Raw genomic sequence first — 17,351 nt, forward strand, 5'->3', positions numbered from 1 at the left:
GATGCTCTCATCCATGTTCATGTAAATTGTGCAGTTCCTTATTTCATGCTGCGGATCAATTCCTGCGCATCCCGTTCGCCGTCATAATCGGAAGATTGGGCCACTTTGTAGCCTTCATGGGAGTAAATGGCGATAACTTCCTTACCTTCCTCAGTGCCTGCAATCGCGATGAATGCATCCTGCAGGGCTTTCTTCAGCTCATCGTTCATGATTGGGGAGTTTTTGCTTACGCTGACGGTGTCATTGTAGATCGGCTCTGTTACACCGATAACATTGGTCTGGTCCCAAATCGAGCCTGTACCGCCGTATTCGCTTGTCCACTTCTCTTCATTGTCGCGGCGTGCATCTGCAAAGGCCACGAGAATGTCAGCTTGTCCAACCGCGAGACGTGCGAAGGAGCTGCCGTAGGAATCGGATTGGGTCACTTTGGACAGGTCTGTCAGGCTCTTTCCGTATTTCTCCTGCAGCCACAGGGTAGGGTAGATATAACCTGCGGAAGAGGAAGTCGACATTACCGCCCAGTTTGCGCTGTCCAGGTCTTCCCAAGTCAGCTCTTCACCGTTGTTTACTTTAGCCGCAAGCTCTTGTCCCTTAGCAGAAGGACCGGCAATGAGCAGGGAACGGTAGTAGGAAGCCTGCTGATCATCAAGGCCTGTAGTCGGCTTATTGTCGTTCCAATCCTTCGGATTGTCGGAATCATTGGACAGTGCTTTGCGTGTGGAAGTCAGAATGACTTCAGCGCCGTCATCATACAGCGTGTATGTACCGCCAGGAATCAGGCCGACATCCGTTGTTCCCGCACTGAGTGCTTCGCCGACCGCTTCATATGTTGTACCGACATCGATTTGCACATCGCCTACCGTGTAGCCTTGAGTACCCAGCTGTTGTTTCAGCAGTTCTTTCAGCGGCTCGGTTGCCGTAATAATCTGATCCGGATCCTTGGAAGGCACAAAGCTGACCTTCAGAACGTCAATGGCTGTATTCGCCGGTTGAGTTGCTGCTGCTGTATTGTTTGCTGCTCCATTATTTGCCCCTGTATTATTAGCTTCGCTGTTACCTGCATTGTTGTTTGTACCGCAGCCTGCCAGCAGGCCGATTGCAAGTACCCCCGCAAACAAGTGTTTGATTCTTTTTTTCACTTGGAAACCCTCCACTTTTTTTGTCTTGTAAAAGACTGTAATTTTTGAATGCTTATTCACTATATAATTCATTTGTAAACTTTCCGGCCTGTTAATGTAATCTTTATGATAAATCTCACCAGGTCTGTCGGACCATGAAATAGTGTGATAGAATAAGCCAATCTTTTCAGAATTGTGTGTAAAGGAGAGCACCCATGTCATTGGAGCAATGCGAAGTGGTCCTGCTGGAAACCAGCGATCTGCACGGATTTATACTGCCGGAAAGTTATGCAACACGGAAAGAGGTCCCGTACGGGCTTGCCCGCATTGCGAGCATCGTACAGGACATACGGCGGAATCATTCCAATACGCTTTTGATCGATAATGGAGACTGTCTGCAAGGTACTCCGCTGACGTACTACCATGCAAAGGTGAACAGCGGTCTGCCGAATCCGGTGATCGGATGCTTGAACGGGCTGCGTTATGATGCGGCTGTTCTGGGCAATCACGAGTTCAATTACGGACTGCCGTATCTCCGGAATGCCGTGGAGGCTTCGGACTTTCCGTGGCTCTCGGCCAACATTGTGGATGCCTCCACCGGCCGGCCCCTGTTCGGTAAACCGTATATCATCAGGGAAATGGAGAGTGGGGTACGGGTCGGGGTTCTGGGCCTTACAACTTCCTACATCCCTGTCTGGGAACAGCCGGAGCATATTGCGGGGCTGCGTTTTGAAGATCCGGTCCAAACGGCGCAGCACTGGATTCCTGTAATGAAAGCTGAGGGTCAGGCGGATGTTATCGTCGTGTCCTATCACGGGGGCTTCGAACGCGATCCCGGAACCGGAACGCCAACGGAGCCTTTAACGGGTGAGAATGTTGGCTATGCGCTCTGCGAGCAGGTGGAAGGAATCGACGTTCTGCTTACAGGACATCAGCACCGTGCCATAGAAGGCTGTAATATAAACGGTGTATGTGTGGTCCAGCCTGGAAATGAAGGCAGGTATCTAGGCAAAATAACACTGCAGCTGGAGAAGAAGCCGGAAGGCTGGAGTATAACCGGACGTACGTCAACGTTAATTGCAGCTGCGGAATTTGAGCCGGACGGGGACATCACGCAGCTTGTAAGCGGCATTGAGGGACTGACACAGAACTGGCTGGACCAGCCGTTTGGTTATCTGGATGGCGATATGACGGTCCATTCCCATGCTGGCGCCCGGCTTCACGAGCATCCGCTCATTGAATTTATCCACCGGGTACAAATGGACGCCTCCGGAGCAGACATATCGGCTGCAGCCTTGTTTGATAACATTGCTCCCGGATTCGGTGAAGTCATCACCATGCGCGAGATCGTGTCCAATTATATCTATCCCAATACACTGAAGGTGCTCCGTATCTCGGGAAGGGACATTAAAGCCGCGCTGGAGAAATCCGCCGAGTACTTCGAAATCGATGCAGAAGGCCGCATCGTTGTCAGCCCGCCCTTCCTGCTGCCCAAACCGCAGCATTTTAACTATGACATGTGGGAAGGCATTGATTACATACTGGATATTTCGCAGCCTATCGGCCAGCGCGTGACCAGACTGGAGCGGAACGGGCAAACGCTTAGTGAAGAAGCCGAGTATGACGTGGTCATGAATAATTACCGTGCAGCCGGAGGCGGCAACTTCACGATGTTCCAAGGCAAGCCGGTTGTTAAGGATATCCCGATGGATATGGTCGAGCTCATCGCCGATTTCATCCGCGGAAGGGGCCGCATAACAGCATCGGTCAACAATAACTGGAGCGTGGTGGGCGGCGCAGCAGAGGAATTAAAGCCGGTCAGGAATGACAGGTAAACTTCATGTTTAGAAGCAAAAACAAGCCCGGGGATGATCCCCGGGCTTGTCAGAGTATGGAGAAACCCGGCTCTTTTAATGGCCCAGGGTTTCTCTTCTGTATATTTCAGTGTCTGCGTACGCTGCATCCGTTATATGTCCCTCCCCTTTCTCACGCTAACGGACACTGTGTCCGTTATTTGCCGGAATTCGCCCCGTTTCCACCGCTAATGGACCGTAGTTCCTTTATTCCGCCAAAAGTAGGATAGATGTCGCCCTTTCGGACGAAATAACGGAACTAGGGTCCGTTAGGATTTCAAAACACTTCTCCAGCGCAAAATAACGGATCTGGTGTCCGTTAGCATTAGCCATTGCCAAGTAATCAGTATGTTCCGGTGCGTATTCAATTGGCAGCCGAATTTGAGTTAAGCCTGATCCGTAACCAGCGAGTTAAACAGCTTTAGATCCTCGGCCAAATCCGCCTCGGTGAACCGGCCCTGGCTGAAGTTAATCAATGCCCGCAGCGGCATATATTTCATCATCGCCAGCACCATTTCCTCGTTATCCTCCATTAAGCCGTCGAAGCCGGCGATCTGGCTGTATTTCTTGGCAGCTTCGGCTGTCCTTGGATCTGCAAACAGATCACCCATGGTTGTGTTGCGGTGGAACAGTGCCGGCAGCTGAGTCTGTGATTCCACTTCCAGCTCTGCGCTAAGGCGGATATCCCGGGAGGAGGAGCCTGCAGCAATCCGGAATACACCGCTCTCCACATGCCAGTCACCCAGCTCTGTATGGTAATAGGCGAAGGAACGCTTATCCAGTGTAAAAGAAACCTCCTGCGCTTCCCCCGGCTCCAGATGAATCTTCGCAAAACCCTTCAGCTCCTGCAGCGGACGGATCACACTGCTCTCTGCATCGCTGACATACAGCTGGACGATCTCCTTGCCCGGAAGGCTGCCGGTATTGGTAACGGTAAGCGACACTTCCACCGTCTCCGTATCGCGGATTTGCTGCTTCCCAAGCTTCAGGCCGCTGTATTCGAACTTGGTATAGCTGAGGCCGAAGCCGAACGGGAACAACGGTTCAATTTCTTTTTTGTCATAGTAACGGTAGCCGACAAATATGCCTTCACGGTACTCCACCTTATCCCCTTCTCCCGGGAAGTTGAGGAAGGACGGATTGTCGCTAAGCTTCACAGGGAACGTCTCCGCCAGCTTGCCGCTGGGGCTTACGGCACCGAAAAGCAGATCGGCAACTGCTCCGCCGAAAGCCTGTCCGCCCAGATAGCCCTCCAATACTGCCTTGACCTTTGGCAGCCACGGCATTTCCACAGGTGCACCGTTACTCAGCACAACAATAATGTTGTTCTGCACCGCACTCACTGCCGCCAGCAGCTCCTTGTGGTTCTCCGGAAGCGACAGATGCGTACGGTCATACCCCTCGGACTCATAACGGTCCGGCAATCCCAGGAACAGCACTGCCGCATCCGCACGTTCCGCCGCCTCCACTGCGGCCTGCTGCAGCACCGGGTCCACCCCGTCGCGCTTTAGCTCATAGCCTTGCGCGTACTCGAGGCTTACACTGCCGCCGGCGGCAGCCTCGATCTCGGCAAATGCATCGTCAAGCTTGGTCGGATTCACGTGGGAGCTGCCGCCGCCCTGGTAGCGCGGATTTTTGGCAAACTCGCCGATAACGGCCAGCTTCCCCTGCTTTTTCAGCGGCAGGATGCCGTTCTCATTTTTGAGCAGCACCATGCTCTCGCGGGCAACCTCCCGGGCCAGCCGATGATGATCCTCCTTGTTAAAGGCCGCTCCGCTCTTCCGGCTTTCAGCGCTCTTCAAGATGAAGTTCAGCAGCCGCCCGACGGCCAGATCCAGTGTTTCCGGTGCCAGTTCACCGCTTTTAACGGCTTCGATGATTTTGGCGTCACCTATACCGCCGCTCGCCGGCATTTCAAGCTCCAGTCCCGCTTTCAGTGCCTGCACCCGCTCGTTGACCGCGCCCCAGTCCGATACGACAAAGCCTTCGTAGCCCCATTCCTCACGGAGAATCCGGGTCAGGAGGTATTCGCTTTCAGAAGCAAACTCCCCGTTCACCTTGTTGTAGGAGCACATGACACTCCAAGGCTGTCCCTGCTTTACCGGTCCTTCGAAGCTGGCCAGATAAATCTCCCGCAGCGTCCGCTCATCGATCACTGCATCGGTGGACATCCGGCGGTGTTCCTGGTTATTGGCGGCAAAATGCTTCAGCGAGGTGCCCACACCCTGGCTCTGCACACCCTGGATATGGCTGGTTGCGAGCTCCGAAGCCAGATAAGGATCTTCCGAGAAATACTCGAAGTTGCGCCCGTTCAGCGGAGACCGCTTAATATTATTGCCGGGTCCCAGAAGGACGGCGACATTCTCGGCCTGACACTCTGCGCCCAGCGCTTCCCCGACCCGCCGGATCAGGTTACGGTCCCAGGACGAGGCCAGTCCGGCTGCAGATGGAAAACAGGTAGCCGGTACGCTGTCATTCAGCCCCATGTGGTCGGCTCCCTCTGCCTGCTTCCGCAGGCCATGCGGGCCGTCAGTAACCATTACAGACGGAATACCCAGCCGTTCAATGCCTTTGGTATGCCAAAAATCAAGACCGGAACACAGACCCGCCTTTTCTTCCAGAGTCATTTGCGAAATGAGCTGTTTGATGTCGGTTGTCATGGAATGCCTCCTCGTAATGAACGATTGTGTAACTACCTCCATTTTAATATACTTAATTCTATCTTTATGGTACTCATTTCGGAAATTTGGTATTTAATTCAGGTTTAAATCTTGCAAAAAAGGAGTGCAATGATCATGCTTCCGCCTGCGGACAACACCATTAACATTCCCTATATTTGCCGGCTGATGTATGAGGCTTACCGGATTCCGGTCTTTTGGCTGGATGAAGCCGGCAGCATTCTGCTGGCACTCCCGGAGGCGCCGGTATTGCGTCCGGACAGCGGGGCCGCAGGCGTCCTCAGCGGAGTGCTCGCAGGCGTGACCGGGGTAGCCGCTGGCTCCGGAATACCAGGGACCGAACCGGACCTCCCGGATTCGGGGACAGCACAAGACTCTGCACCGGCTGCACCGCTTCCTGCGGTACTCACTACAAGACAGGCCGAGAACTTTATCGTTCTCGGCCTGTCTGAAGGCGGCTGTCTGGTAGCCGGCCCTTCGCTCGGCAGCTCCATGAGAGAGGAGCATACCGCTCTTGTGCTGGGCGATCTTGGCATTCCGGCATCCCGAAGGGAAGAATGGCTGCATTATTACCGGCAGCTGCCGGTTGTGGAGTGGAACAGACTGTATCATGCGGCCATGCTGCTGTATACGCTGGTCACCGGCAAAGCCTTGTCTGTCAGTGAACTGCTGCTGGACAGGGCACGCATCGCTGCGTCTCTACCGCCTGCATCACAGAGTCCCGATCTCGATTTGTCTTTCCGCCGCGAGAATACATGGCTGCATCATGAACCGGCACTGGAGAACGAGCTGTTCCGCCATGTCCGCAGCGGAGATTCCGAAGGGCTGCTGCACTCCATGTCCGCCTTTTCCGAAATGAATTCCGGTCTGCTCTCCAAAAAAAGCCGGCTGCGCAGCCAGAAAAACCTCGCCATCTCCTCCATTACACTGGCGACGCGGGCGGCCATTGCAGGCGGACTGTTCTGGGAAATTGCGTATACCCTGAGCGATTTCCACATTCAGCATATCGAAGAACTGCCGGACCTGAAGGCAGTGGAGAATGCACAGCTGGCGGCACTCTGCGATTTCGCCGACCATGTCCGCGACAGCCGCCGGAGCAAATCATCACGTCCCTCCGCACTGTGTCAGAATTATATTTTTAACCATTTGTATGAGGACATCACCTTGGACAGACTTGCGAAAGCCGCCGGACTCCATCCCAGCTACCTCTCCCAGCTGTTCAAACAGGAGAACGGGATGACTATCAGCGATTATATTCAGCGTGAACGGATTGAAGAAGCCAAACGGCTGCTGGAGCTGCCCGGCATCAACTTGTCGGATATCGCCACCCGGCTGCGTTTTAATGATCAGAGCTATTTCACCAAGGTATTTAAAAAATTTACCGGCAAAACTCCGCGGCAATTCCGCCAGCAGTGGGGAGACACGGAATAACGAGAATAGGGGCAGCCTCTTTACGAGACACTGCCCCTTCCGTTAGCACCGGTCAGCCGATGGTATCTACAACATTGCCTTCCTGGTCCTTAATATAGGTTTTCCTTACCCGCACCATCAGCTCTTTGGCCATTGACAGCTTGAATTCCCCTTCCCGGGGAACGAGCTTCGATTCCAGCTCCAGCACTGCTGCTTCATTTAAGCCGATGCGGACAAAACCCGCACCTTCTTCACAGCTGTTCTCCTCTGCCGGTTCCAGCACAACCTGCAGCTCCGGGCTGGTAAGAGTCAGCTCCTTGCCCTTCAACAGCCGGCCGCGCAGCAGCTTGGCTACGGTCCCGGCCTGCCGTGCCCCCATGGTCAGACAAGCCGGCGTTTTGCTGAGCAGACGCTTCTTGCCGGATTCATAATCCAGTTGATCCACATACAGGATGCCCGTCTTGGAGCCGTCACGGTCAATCCCCTGCCGCACCGCTTCAGCTATCACGGGCATACCCAGCAGTGAATCCCGTGACAGATCGGTGATATAAAAGGGAAACACATCCTGGGAAGCGCACAGAAAGGCGTTGGTATTCCAGGACATCATCGCTTCCAGCTCATCGGCTGTAATCCCTACCATCTGCAGAAACTCTACCCGCCCGTTTGGCGTATCCATAGCGAGAAGCTCCGGGTCATCCGTAAAAGCCAAGGCGGTCAGCTTGGTGTCTGCGCCCAGGCAGATCGGCCCGTTGGCATCCAGATGATGTCCTGAAGCGAAGATATTCCCGCTGGAGAACACATATCTGGCCATATTCTGCAGCAGATTTATTGCCCAGGCCGGAGGCTCCTGTTCTTCGGCCGTACGCGCCAGCCGGAAGGTCAATTCAAACCCATACCCGCTGTATTCGGGATCTTCAGATTCTTTTTCGTACAGTTCCGAAAATCCGAAGGTGACAAAATGCCAATGGGGATACGGCTGTTCGGCTTTATAGGCACTGATTCCGTTCAGCGGGTCGTTGCCTCCCAGCATATAGGGCAGCATGGCAGCATAATGCCTCGGCTCCTGATGCCCGTACAATCCAATCATCTGCTCCTCAATAGCGTCCCAACCGGTGGCTTCCACTTCTTTTTCGCTCATTATGTTCCCTCCGCATTCAATATCATTTATGTACAGCTGACTCATTCACCTTATTACCTGAATTTACAAGTCTTGAAGCAGCGAAGGATCGGGCTCTGTGTTATGGATTGGCATTATGGTTGTATTGACGGTTTTTGAAGCGGTAACGTATAATTCTTCCAATTAGATAAATTCAGGAGGAACACTATGTCCGAACAAACAGTAACCGGCAGATTGGAGACATTAGGCATTGTTCTGCCACAAGCCAGTGAACCTGCAGCTAAATATGCAAACTTTGTTGAGGTAAACGGACTATTGTTTGTCTCAGGAAAGGGGCCTGCGGGCAGACCTAGCGGAAAGTTAGGCAAGGATTATTCAACTGAAGAAGGTTATGCGTTTGCCCGGCAGGCCGGGATTGAGATTCTGGCAGTATTACATTCGGCATTAGGTTCTCTGGAAAGGGTCAAAAGAGTTGTTAAGATTCAAGGTTTTGTAAATGCAGATCCAAAATTTGAAGAACATCATAAGGTGTTAAATGGCTGTTCTGACTTAATGATGGATGTTTTTGGTGAAAAGGGTATTCATGCACGTTCAGTTTTCGGAGCCGTTTCATTGCGAGACAATCTTCCTGTTATCGTTGATTCTATTTTTGAGGTTGAGGTCTAGAGATTAAACTTCGGGGTTGTTTTCACCGTTGAACATCCGGTAGATACGATCCAGTTTTTCCTGCAGGACGTCAAAGCGCACAAACCGGTCCTCTCTCAGAACCTCTTTTTGTCCGATCATCAGCAGCATGACAGGTGCACTTAATATTAGGAATTTTCCCGCCACTTCCTGAACTTTGCCGGCATCAATATGCCCGAAGATGATCAGCGGATATCGGGATAGCAGCTCCTGAAGCTTGGGCAGCAGAGCATGGCAGATACTGCAGCCGGGGGTGGATACGTACAGAAAGCTCAATTCATTTTTTTTAAGAAAATCATCAATCTCCATGACTGAAGTCAGTTCGATTACTTCTTTCATTCGGCTTCCTCCTTTTTGGAATTATTGCGGATTAAAAATTGACGATACATTTCATTATTAACCGGTTTTACTCGATATGGCTAGAAACGGCATATAAAATTCACAGCATAAAAAGACCCACAGACCGGATGCGATCCATCCCCACATTCTGTGAGTCTTTTAGTTTTGCGGTATAGTAAAATAATCTTCCGAGCACGACTTGATTAGGTTTTCCCGCTCATTTTCATAGATCTTTACCAGCTGGTTTAAAACAAATATGCGCTGCACGATATCCTCAGTAAACCGCAATTGATTGATATAGTAGTTTATTTCTTTTTGATAGGGAGAACTGCTCTTGCTTTCGTATGAAGCATAGCTTCCGAGCAGCTGAATATGAAAATCATAAATCCTGGAGTAGTCCATTCGGTTAACCCTCCTCCTATACTCTATTTGCTAGCATTTTATCCAAAACTAGAGAGGGATATACGGAAATGATCCGGCAGCGATTTGCTTTTTATAACGTTATATCGTAATATTACGATATAACGTTATAGAGATCAGATTATCAAAGGGGGAACATCAGCATGGATAATAATTTCGAACAGTTCAATGAGGCCTCGGACTTACTGAAGGCGTTGGCTCATCCGGTTCGTTTATGTATTGTCAAAGGTCTTCTGCAGAAAGGTTATTGCAACGTCGGGTATATGCAGGAATGCTTACATCTTCCGCAGTCCACAGTGTCCCAGCATTTACAGAAGCTGCGCAGCTCCGGCATTGTCAAAACGGAACGCAGCGGGCTTGAAGTCAACTACACCATTGCAGATGACCGGATCAGACAGCTAATTCAAGTTTTCTTTAAGGAGGATCAATCATGAGTAAAAAGGTACTGATTATCGGAGGCGTTGCCGGGGGAGCTTCAGCTGCCGCACGCCTGCGCCGCTTGGATGAAGAAGCACATATTGTGATGTTTGAACGCGATGAACATATCTCTTTTGCCAATTGCGGGTTGCCTTACTATATCGGTGATGCAATCAAAGACCGTTCCAAGCTGATTGTGCAGACACCGGAAGCCATGTACAAGCGTTTCAACCTGGATATCCGCACCAAAAGTGAAGTGACCGGCATCGACCCGGTTTCCAAAACTGTCCGCGTGAACAGCAGCGACCGCGGCATCTATGACGAAAGCTATGATTATCTTATTTTAGCACCGGGAGCCAAGCCTGTTCGTCCTGCTCTGCCCGGCATAGACAGCTCCAAAATTTACACTCTGCGTAATATAGCGGACACGGACCGTATCAAAAAACGCATAAGCGAAGCTAACTCCAAATCTGCGGTTGTGATAGGCGGAGGCTTTATCGGAGTGGAAATGGCAGAAAATCTTAAAGAAGCCGGGCTGGAGGTCACCCTGGTTCAAGCCGATCAACAGCTTTTGGCACCTTTTGATATCGAAATGTCCCATATGTTAGCCCAGGAATTAGAACAGCATGGCGTCAACCTGCTCTTTTCTGAAAGTGCGAAGGCATTTAAGGAAATTGACGGACACATCCAGGTCGAGTTAGCCAGCGGAACAACGTTAACTGCGGATCTGGTCATATTGGCTATCGGCGTTACACCTGACACGTCCTTTTTAAAAGACAGCGGCATAGAACTTACCTCCAGAGGCCATATCGTTGTAAATGATCAACTAGAAACGAATATAGATGGCGTATTTGCAGTGGGGGATGCCGTACAGGTTGTTGATTTCATTAACGGAAGCAAAACGGCTATTCCCTTAGCCGGACCTGCCAATAAACAAGGGCGTATCGCTGCAGACAATGTATGCGGTTTGGGTGTGACTTACAAGGGTTCCCAAGGGACCTCAATTATCAAAGTGTTCAGCTTGTCAGGAGCCACTACAGGTAACAACGAGAAAACGCTGCAAAGGTTGGGTATTCCTTACCAGGTATCCTATGTTCATCCAAGCTCCCATGCCTCCTATTATCCGGGTGCCGTCCCTCTGACCCTGAAGCTGCTTTTTGATTCTGCAGGCACTGTGCTGGGTGCTCAGGCCGTAGGACCGGACGGGGTGGATAAGCGGATTGATGATATAGCAACCGTTATTCACTTCCGGGGGAAGGTTAGCGATCTGGCCGGGCTTGAGCTTTCGTATGCCCCGCCCTTCTCGTCTGCAAAAGATCCTGTTAATATGGCCGGTTATACGGCCGAGAATATCCTTGCCGGCAGAACTAGGGTGTTTGTACCCCGGGACTTGGCCACCCGTAATTCCGGGCAGACCATTCTGGTGGATGTCCGTTCCGAAATCGAGCACAACAACGGCCACATTCCCGGTTCTGTCCATATTCCTGTAGATGAGCTCCGTTCGCGGCTGAGTGAGCTGGATCCCGCCAAAGAGATTTGGGTATATTGCCAGGTTGGATTAAGAGGATATACGGCCTCCCGGATTTTGCAGCAGAAGGGTTATCGTGTCCGGAATTTAACCGGCGGCTACAAGACATATAAAATGTCTAATTACACGCCATCCGGCAATTTAACAACTCCAACTCCGCCGGCACCACAGTTAACAGCAGTAAGACAAGAAACGGCTGCAACAGCCGAGAAGCAGAATGACGTATTGCAGGCAGACCTGGAACTGGATGCTTGTGGACTCTCCTGCCCCGGTCCGCTCATGCAGGTCAAGCAGGAGATGGATAAGCTCGGCGGCGGCCAAGTGCTGCACGTTACAGCATCGGACCCCGGTTTTTATGAAGATATTGCGGCGTGGGCGCAAATGTCAGGAAATCTGTTAATCAGGGCGGGGAAGACTCCGCAGGGAATGACCGAGGCCTTTTTAAGAAAAGGAAACCCGGATACTCCCCGTTCCGCTGCGGCGGAACCTGCACCGTCCCGTCTGGAGGGAAGCTCCATGGTTGTGTTCAGCGGTGATCTCGACAAAGCCATAGCCTCTTTTATAATTGCTAACGGAGCTGCATCCAGCGGAAAAAAAGTGACGATGTTCTTCACCTTCTGGGGACTGAACGTGATTCGCAAGCCGGAGAAGGTTCCGGTAGCCAAAAGTCTTGCAGGACGCATGTTTGGGGCCATGATGCCGCGCGGCAGTCAAAAGCTGACGATCTCCAAGATGAACATGCTGGGTCTGGGCACCAAAATGATCAGAGGCGTTATGAAAGGAAAGAATATTTCGTCTTTGGAAGAATTAATTCAATCGGCCATTCAGCAGGGTGTGGAAGTCGTTGCTTGTTCGATGTCCATGGATGTCATGGGAATCACGGAAGAAGAGCTGATCGACGGCGTCAAAATCGGCGGTGTCGGCTACTATCTCGGTCAGGCAGACCGGTCCGGCCTTAATCTGTTTATTTAATATATTATTTGGTGCAATGCAAAAAATGGTATTGAAAATTGCACTTAAATATTTATAATAATTAACAGATAAATGAAGGGAGACATCAAGGGTTTGTCTACTAGAGATACTCTTCCCCTCCTGTCTTACATTGAAATTGATCACAGCTTATATCCGGAACCTATTCACTCTTTAAGACATAGATCGACCAGAAACCCCAAAAGTATTTCTCGTATTCTTAATTCGTTATATGAGAGCAATTATGTCACTGTCGGTGATCTGATGAAGGCTTCATTGGCTGAATTGCGCTGCTTGAGGAATTTTGGCGTCACGGGGCAAATCATTATTGTAGAGTTGTTAGAGGCTCATACCACAAAATGTTCAAAAGTTTCATCCTGCTAGAACCTTTATTTTAAAGGTTCTTTTTTCCTGTCCGCCACAAATAACCGCCTGTCCAAGGCGGTTTATTTGTGGCGGGCATCATTTATATTGATTCCCCCGAAACAGCTTTCTCATAGATGCTGATTTCATAGGCAGGTGTCATTCCGGCCTTCTCATAGAGCCGGTAGGCGCCTGAAGGGTTAGCGGCATCTACACCTAACGAGAGGTGCGGCTGCCCTGAACAATAGGATGCGTTGAACACGTTTTTCAGCAGCGCAAGTGCAATACCGCGGCCGCGGAAAGCCCGCCGGACACCGATCTGCTCAATAAAAAGGAGATCCTCACGCATACGGCAGAGTGCGAAGCCTGCAGCAGCACCTTCGGGATCTCTGGCGATTAGCCACCACTTTTCGTCGAAGGTAGGCAGCAGTGTTTTTTCTGCCCATTTTTCAAAGGAAGGCGCTGTGAAATCCCAATGATCGGCAAAAGACTCTACATAGGCATCATATACAGCCTGCTCGTCCCTCCCCTTCACAAAGGGGGCAATCGTAATGCCTTCAGGCGCGGCAACTGCTGCAGGAGCGGCAGCCAGACGGATTTCCAGCCGCTTGAAATAGCGGACCGCGCTGAAGCCCCGGGTTTCAAGCAGCCGGACGGCATCTTCGCATAATGTGGGGATCATGCTCTGCAGGCGTTTGGAGATGCCCGATTCCTTCTGGAGTGAGGCAGCACGTGCTTCTATCGCCGCAATGAGTGCTGAACCCACGCCCCCTCCGCGGGCCTCAGGCAAGACGCATCCGCAGCTGAACAGCTTCTCCTCGCTGTCCTCCTCAAGAAAGGCGTAACCGATTAATGCGGAATCCGTGTCTTGTGCGACCCACACATTGTTCTTGAGATCCATTCGTGACCACATGTCCAGAATGTCGTCGAGCACAATGTCCGGTGCCCCTAAATCATAGGTATCGCAAGCGGCCACAAGATCACAGACTGCCTGGGCATCATCCAAGGACGGGTGACGCAAATGAACATTGGTCGGAAGCATATCAGGCCATCTCCTTCATCCTTATGTACTGTAATATTTTCACAGGGTTATTACCGAATTATAGATGAATTCATGCCACAGAGCCACACTTTACTTTCATAAAAAAAGCCCCCGTGAACTTCATCGGGGCTTTCAATACGCTCTATTCTCCTGATTCACCCAGCAGCATCCGCTTCAAAGCTTCAATCTGGGCCCCGCTAATCCCAACCGACAGCAGATAGTCTTCCGCCCCTCCATACACTCTGTGTAAATGGTCCAGCATGAGTTCCATGTTCTCCGGTGCACTTCCAAGAAAGGCTTCATAAATTCCGCCCTGCATGATTTCAGGCATCTCCGCACGGAACTCCTCCATTAATGGAAGAAGGTTCGTCTCTGTCTCTGCGTAATCTGCTGCAATGTTCGGGACAGGTACTCCAGCCAAATCCAGCAGCAGGGCAGCCACTACACCGGTCCGGTCTTTTCCGGCCGCACAATGGAACAGCACCCCAGTCCCTTCCGCCTGAGCGATCAGCTCAAAGACCCGGCTAAGCTGAGGGCCGCACTCATCCAGCATATTCTTGTACATATCGCCTAAAGAACGGATATTCGCTGCCATGGTAGTTGCCGGATTAATCAGGCTTACATTGTAATAGGCCACATCGCCGGAGTCTGCAAACACGTTTCTTTTCTGGAGCAGCTCATCGCCGTGCCTCAAGTCAATGACCGTACGTATCCCCCTGCCGAGCAAGGATTGCTGGTCCCCTTCTGTCAGCCTATGCAGCCCGTCGGCGCGGAACAATCTGCCTCTTTGTACAACAAGGCCGTCAGCAGTGCCGTAGCCGCCGATATCCCTTACATTATAAGCGCCTTCCAGTTGGAGCAGCCGTGCCGTGTGATCTGTAGTAATCGTCATAAATTTCCCCGTCCTTTATCATGGAATATGAATTATTGTCAGTCTTATACCGGAAAACAACTACCCGCCCGATACCTTGGCATGCATCTCATGCTCTTTGCCTTGATAAATATGATAAATCATCTCTTCCGTAAGCTCCTCAGGAGGACCGTCGAACACCTTCGCGCCGCCTTTAATACCGACAATCCGTGTAGCGTATTTCTTCGCCACCTCCACCTGATGAAGGTTGACCAGACATGCAATTCCGCGCGAACGGCAATTTTCGTAAATCGTATCCATTACAACTGAGGAGGATTTCGGGTCCAGTGACGCGATAGGCTCATCGGCCAGTATCAGCTTTGGCTGCTGCATAATGGCCCGGCTGATGCCCACACGCTGCATCTGGCCGCCGGACAGCTCATCCGCCCGCTTGAAAATTTCGTTGCCAAGCCCCACCTTGGTCAGCAAATCGACAGCTGCCTGTTTATCTTCCTCACTATATCTGCCGAGCACACCGGCAAGCGGAGACATGTACCCGAGCCGTCCATGCAGCACGTTCTCCAGTACACTTGAGCGGTTGACCAGATTATAATGCTGAAAAATCATTCCGATCTGCGCTCTCCAGCGGCGGAGATGACGTTTGCTTGTACTGTTCATTACTTCTCCCAGAAAGGAAACTCTGCCTTCCGTCGGTTCAATCAGCCGGTTGATGCTGCGCAGCAGCGTGGATTTACCCGCTCCGCTTGGACCAATGACGGCAATAAATTCGCCTTCCCCGACAGTCAGATCAATGCCTTTCAGCGCGAGCGTTCCCCCTGCATAGGCTTTGACCAAACCTTCCACTTTCAAAATCGTTGTCATCCTGTACCTCCCGGGTTATCGTCTGGCCAGCCGGCTGCGGACGCGATTGGATATAAGTTCAACAGCAAAGATTGTAACAAACACAATGATGATTCCTAGTGCCAGATCGGCGAATTCATAGTAGGAAATGTAGTCCTGAAGAAGAACGCCGATCCCCCCGGCCCCGACCATCCCGAGCATAACTGTTTCCGCCACTTCCATCTCGAACCGGAAGGACACAATGGCAAGAAAGGGCAGCAGCAGACCCGGCAGAAGCCCTTTGAATACAATCTGGAGCCATGATGCTCCGACGGCTCTCATCGCCTCAATAGTCTCATCTCCCGATTCTTCGATCTGGGCGGCAAAGGACTTAATCAAATAGGAGGAGGTTGGGAAGAGGAGCCCCAGTACCCCTGCCATCGAGCCGAAGCCCATACTCGCTACCGCCAGCAGTACCCAGATGGTGGTGGGTACCGTACGGATGACCAGGAGAATATAGCGCAGCACACGCCCCGCCCATTTTACCGGAGTAATATTCTCTGCAATCAGGAAAGCAAGCAGAATGGAGAGCACCACACTGATTACCACCGTAAGAAACGCAATAATAATGGAAGTCAGCATCCCGTCCGTCAGTTCCGGCAGAGCGTCGAAGGAAATCGTCATCACCTTGGAGGCAATATTGGGAATGCTGGAGAGACCGTTCCTGAACTGCTCCCAGCTCAAATCCAGAAAGCTGACGCACACCAGGAACAGCACTGCCGCCGATGCAAAAAACAGCCGGTTCTGAAGCTGCGTTTTGCGGTGTCCCACCTTGATTTTTTTTCCGGAACGGTGAACAGGCTTCTCCAGCCCGGACGGGGAGTATGTCTGAAATGAAGTTTCCTGCTGCATTATAGAATCCGCTCCCTTATCTTTTGAGTGAGAAATTCGACCGCCAGAATCAGCACGATCAGAATGACGATAATCATGGAAGCTCTGCCGTACTGGAACAAATCCATGGATTGCTTCAGATTGCTGCCGATCCCGCCCGCCCCGACAAGTCCGAGAATGGCCGACGACCGGATATTAATCTCGAACATGAACAGCGTCCATGAGAAATAGGCAGGCATAAACTGTGGAATAATGGCATGTTTAATAATCTGGGTGTAGCTTGCGCCGCTCGCTTCGAGCGCTTCCGTTGCCTCTTTGTCGAGCTCCTCAATGGATTCCGCATACACTCTCGCCAGGAAGCAGGTTCCGAATACGAGCAGAGCGAACAGTCCGGGCATCGTACCGACACCGAAAATCACCACCAGGAGCGAAGCCCATACGAGAAAAGGCACATTGCGTACAAAAGATACGATTCCGCGGAGGATCACCCGGATAACCGGATGAGGCGATGTATTCCGGGCCATCAGAAATGCGGTCACCAGCCCCAGTGCAGAGGAGATAAAGGTCCCCACTACTGCAAAGATGAGCGTGTCCAGCACCGGACCGATATAGCTGTTGATGTTCGTCAAATTGGGCGGCAGGAAATCAGCAAAGATAAAGGTAATAAAAATCGGGATCCCGCTAAGGAACTCCACCAGATCAAACTTTACATACCAGACCGAGAACACCAGTGCAGCTGCCAGCAAGGCAAGCGACACGACACGTTTTGCTTTCTTCTGTCTGTGGAGCACCGGAGCTGCCGTTTCATTGTACATACCTTATTGGCCTCTCT

General features: G+C 51.5%; 15 protein-coding genes. 6 read left to right on the top strand and 9 right to left on the bottom strand.

Annotated features, from left to right (window positions below; all coding sequences use genetic code 11):
• Window positions 1–38 precede the first annotated feature (38 nt).
• Entirely contained in the window at window positions 39–1,139 is a 1,101-nt protein-coding gene (locus C2I18_RS07440; RefSeq protein WP_249900622.1) for a phosphate/phosphite/phosphonate ABC transporter substrate-binding protein, read from the bottom strand.
• A 194-nt stretch (window positions 1,140–1,333) separates the two neighbouring features.
• On the opposite strand from C2I18_RS07440, the gene C2I18_RS07445 reads away from it, so the two are divergent.
• Window positions 1,334–2,953, top strand: a complete 1,620-nt coding sequence (locus C2I18_RS07445) for a bifunctional metallophosphatase/5'-nucleotidase (protein WP_249900623.1) — start codon at window positions 1,334–1,336, stop codon at window positions 2,951–2,953.
• 404 nt (window positions 2,954–3,357) lie between these two features.
• Here C2I18_RS07445 and C2I18_RS07450 read toward each other — a convergent pair whose 3' ends face one another.
• Window positions 3,358–5,631 carry a beta-glucosidase family protein gene (locus C2I18_RS07450; protein WP_249900624.1) on the bottom strand — a complete coding sequence of 758 codons (2,274 nt, stop codon included), beginning with the start codon at window positions 5,629–5,631 and terminating at the stop codon, window positions 3,358–3,360.
• A gap of 135 nt (window positions 5,632–5,766) precedes the next feature.
• Between C2I18_RS07450 and C2I18_RS07455 the strand changes: the two genes are divergently transcribed.
• Window positions 5,767–7,080, top strand: a complete 1,314-nt coding sequence (locus tag C2I18_RS07455) for a helix-turn-helix domain-containing protein (RefSeq protein WP_249900625.1) — start codon at window positions 5,767–5,769, stop codon at window positions 7,078–7,080.
• A gap of 52 nt (window positions 7,081–7,132) precedes the next feature.
• On the opposite strand, the gene C2I18_RS07460 is transcribed toward C2I18_RS07455, so the two are convergent.
• Complete coding sequence (locus C2I18_RS07460) at window positions 7,133–8,197, bottom strand: suppressor of fused domain protein (protein WP_249900626.1); 1,065 nt, start codon at window positions 8,195–8,197, stop codon at window positions 7,133–7,135.
• A 186-nt stretch (window positions 8,198–8,383) separates the two neighbouring features.
• Between C2I18_RS07460 and C2I18_RS07465 the strand changes: the two genes are divergently transcribed.
• Window positions 8,384–8,842, top strand: a complete 459-nt coding sequence (locus C2I18_RS07465) for a RidA family protein (protein ID WP_249900627.1) — start codon at window positions 8,384–8,386, stop codon at window positions 8,840–8,842.
• A gap of 3 nt (window positions 8,843–8,845) precedes the next feature.
• On the opposite strand, the gene C2I18_RS07470 is transcribed toward C2I18_RS07465, so the two are convergent.
• Window positions 8,846–9,199 (bottom strand): thioredoxin family protein, encoded by a 354-nt coding sequence (locus tag C2I18_RS07470; protein WP_249900628.1) that lies wholly within the window; start codon window positions 9,197–9,199, stop codon window positions 8,846–8,848.
• A gap of 563 nt (window positions 9,200–9,762) precedes the next feature.
• On the opposite strand from C2I18_RS07470, the gene C2I18_RS07475 reads away from it, so the two are divergent.
• From C2I18_RS07475 to C2I18_RS29800, 3 genes are all read left to right on the top strand, one after another.
• Window positions 9,763–10,053: an ArsR/SmtB family transcription factor gene (locus tag C2I18_RS07475; RefSeq protein ID WP_249900629.1), complete on the top strand. Its 291-nt coding sequence runs from the start codon at window positions 9,763–9,765 to the stop codon at window positions 10,051–10,053.
• Window positions 10,050–12,536, top strand: coding sequence for an FAD-dependent oxidoreductase (locus C2I18_RS07480; RefSeq protein WP_249900630.1), 2,487 nt, complete (start codon window positions 10,050–10,052; stop codon window positions 12,534–12,536). The genes C2I18_RS07475 and C2I18_RS07480 overlap by 4 nt, the downstream gene beginning before the upstream one ends.
• Before the next feature lie 72 nt (window positions 12,537–12,608).
• On the top strand, window positions 12,609–12,917 hold the full coding sequence (locus C2I18_RS29800; protein ID WP_481857891.1) for a DNA-directed RNA polymerase subunit alpha C-terminal domain-containing protein: 309 nt from the start codon (window positions 12,609–12,611) through the stop codon (window positions 12,915–12,917).
• Window positions 12,918–12,999: 82 nt separating this feature from the next.
• On the opposite strand, the gene C2I18_RS07485 is transcribed toward C2I18_RS29800, so the two are convergent.
• From C2I18_RS07485 to phnE, 5 genes are all read right to left on the bottom strand, one after another.
• The gene (locus C2I18_RS07485; RefSeq protein WP_249900631.1) at window positions 13,000–13,938 is read right to left on the bottom strand and encodes a GNAT family N-acetyltransferase; all 939 of its coding nucleotides are present in this window, start codon (window positions 13,936–13,938) and stop codon (window positions 13,000–13,002) included.
• 142 nt (window positions 13,939–14,080) lie between these two features.
• Entirely contained in the window at window positions 14,081–14,830 is a 750-nt protein-coding gene (locus tag C2I18_RS07490; protein WP_249900632.1) for a tyrosine-protein phosphatase, read from the bottom strand.
• A 60-nt stretch (window positions 14,831–14,890) separates the two neighbouring features.
• Window positions 14,891–15,670, bottom strand: a complete 780-nt coding sequence (gene phnC, locus C2I18_RS07495; RefSeq protein WP_249900633.1) for a phosphonate ABC transporter ATP-binding protein — start codon at window positions 15,668–15,670, stop codon at window positions 14,891–14,893.
• 15 nt (window positions 15,671–15,685) lie between these two features.
• The gene (locus C2I18_RS07500) at window positions 15,686–16,540 is read right to left on the bottom strand and encodes a PhnE/PtxC family ABC transporter permease (protein ID WP_249900634.1); all 855 of its coding nucleotides are present in this window, start codon (window positions 16,538–16,540) and stop codon (window positions 15,686–15,688) included.
• Window positions 16,540–17,334 (bottom strand): phosphonate ABC transporter, permease protein PhnE, encoded by a 795-nt coding sequence (phnE, locus tag C2I18_RS07505; RefSeq protein WP_249900635.1) that lies wholly within the window; start codon window positions 17,332–17,334, stop codon window positions 16,540–16,542. The genes C2I18_RS07500 and phnE overlap by 1 nt, the downstream gene beginning before the upstream one ends.
• Between the last annotated feature and the right edge of the window lie 17 nt (window positions 17,335–17,351).

The sequence above is a fragment of the Paenibacillus sp. PK3_47 genome (assembly GCF_023520895.1).
In the GTDB taxonomy this organism is placed as follows: Bacteria; Bacillota; Bacilli; order Paenibacillales; family Paenibacillaceae; genus Paenibacillus_AQ.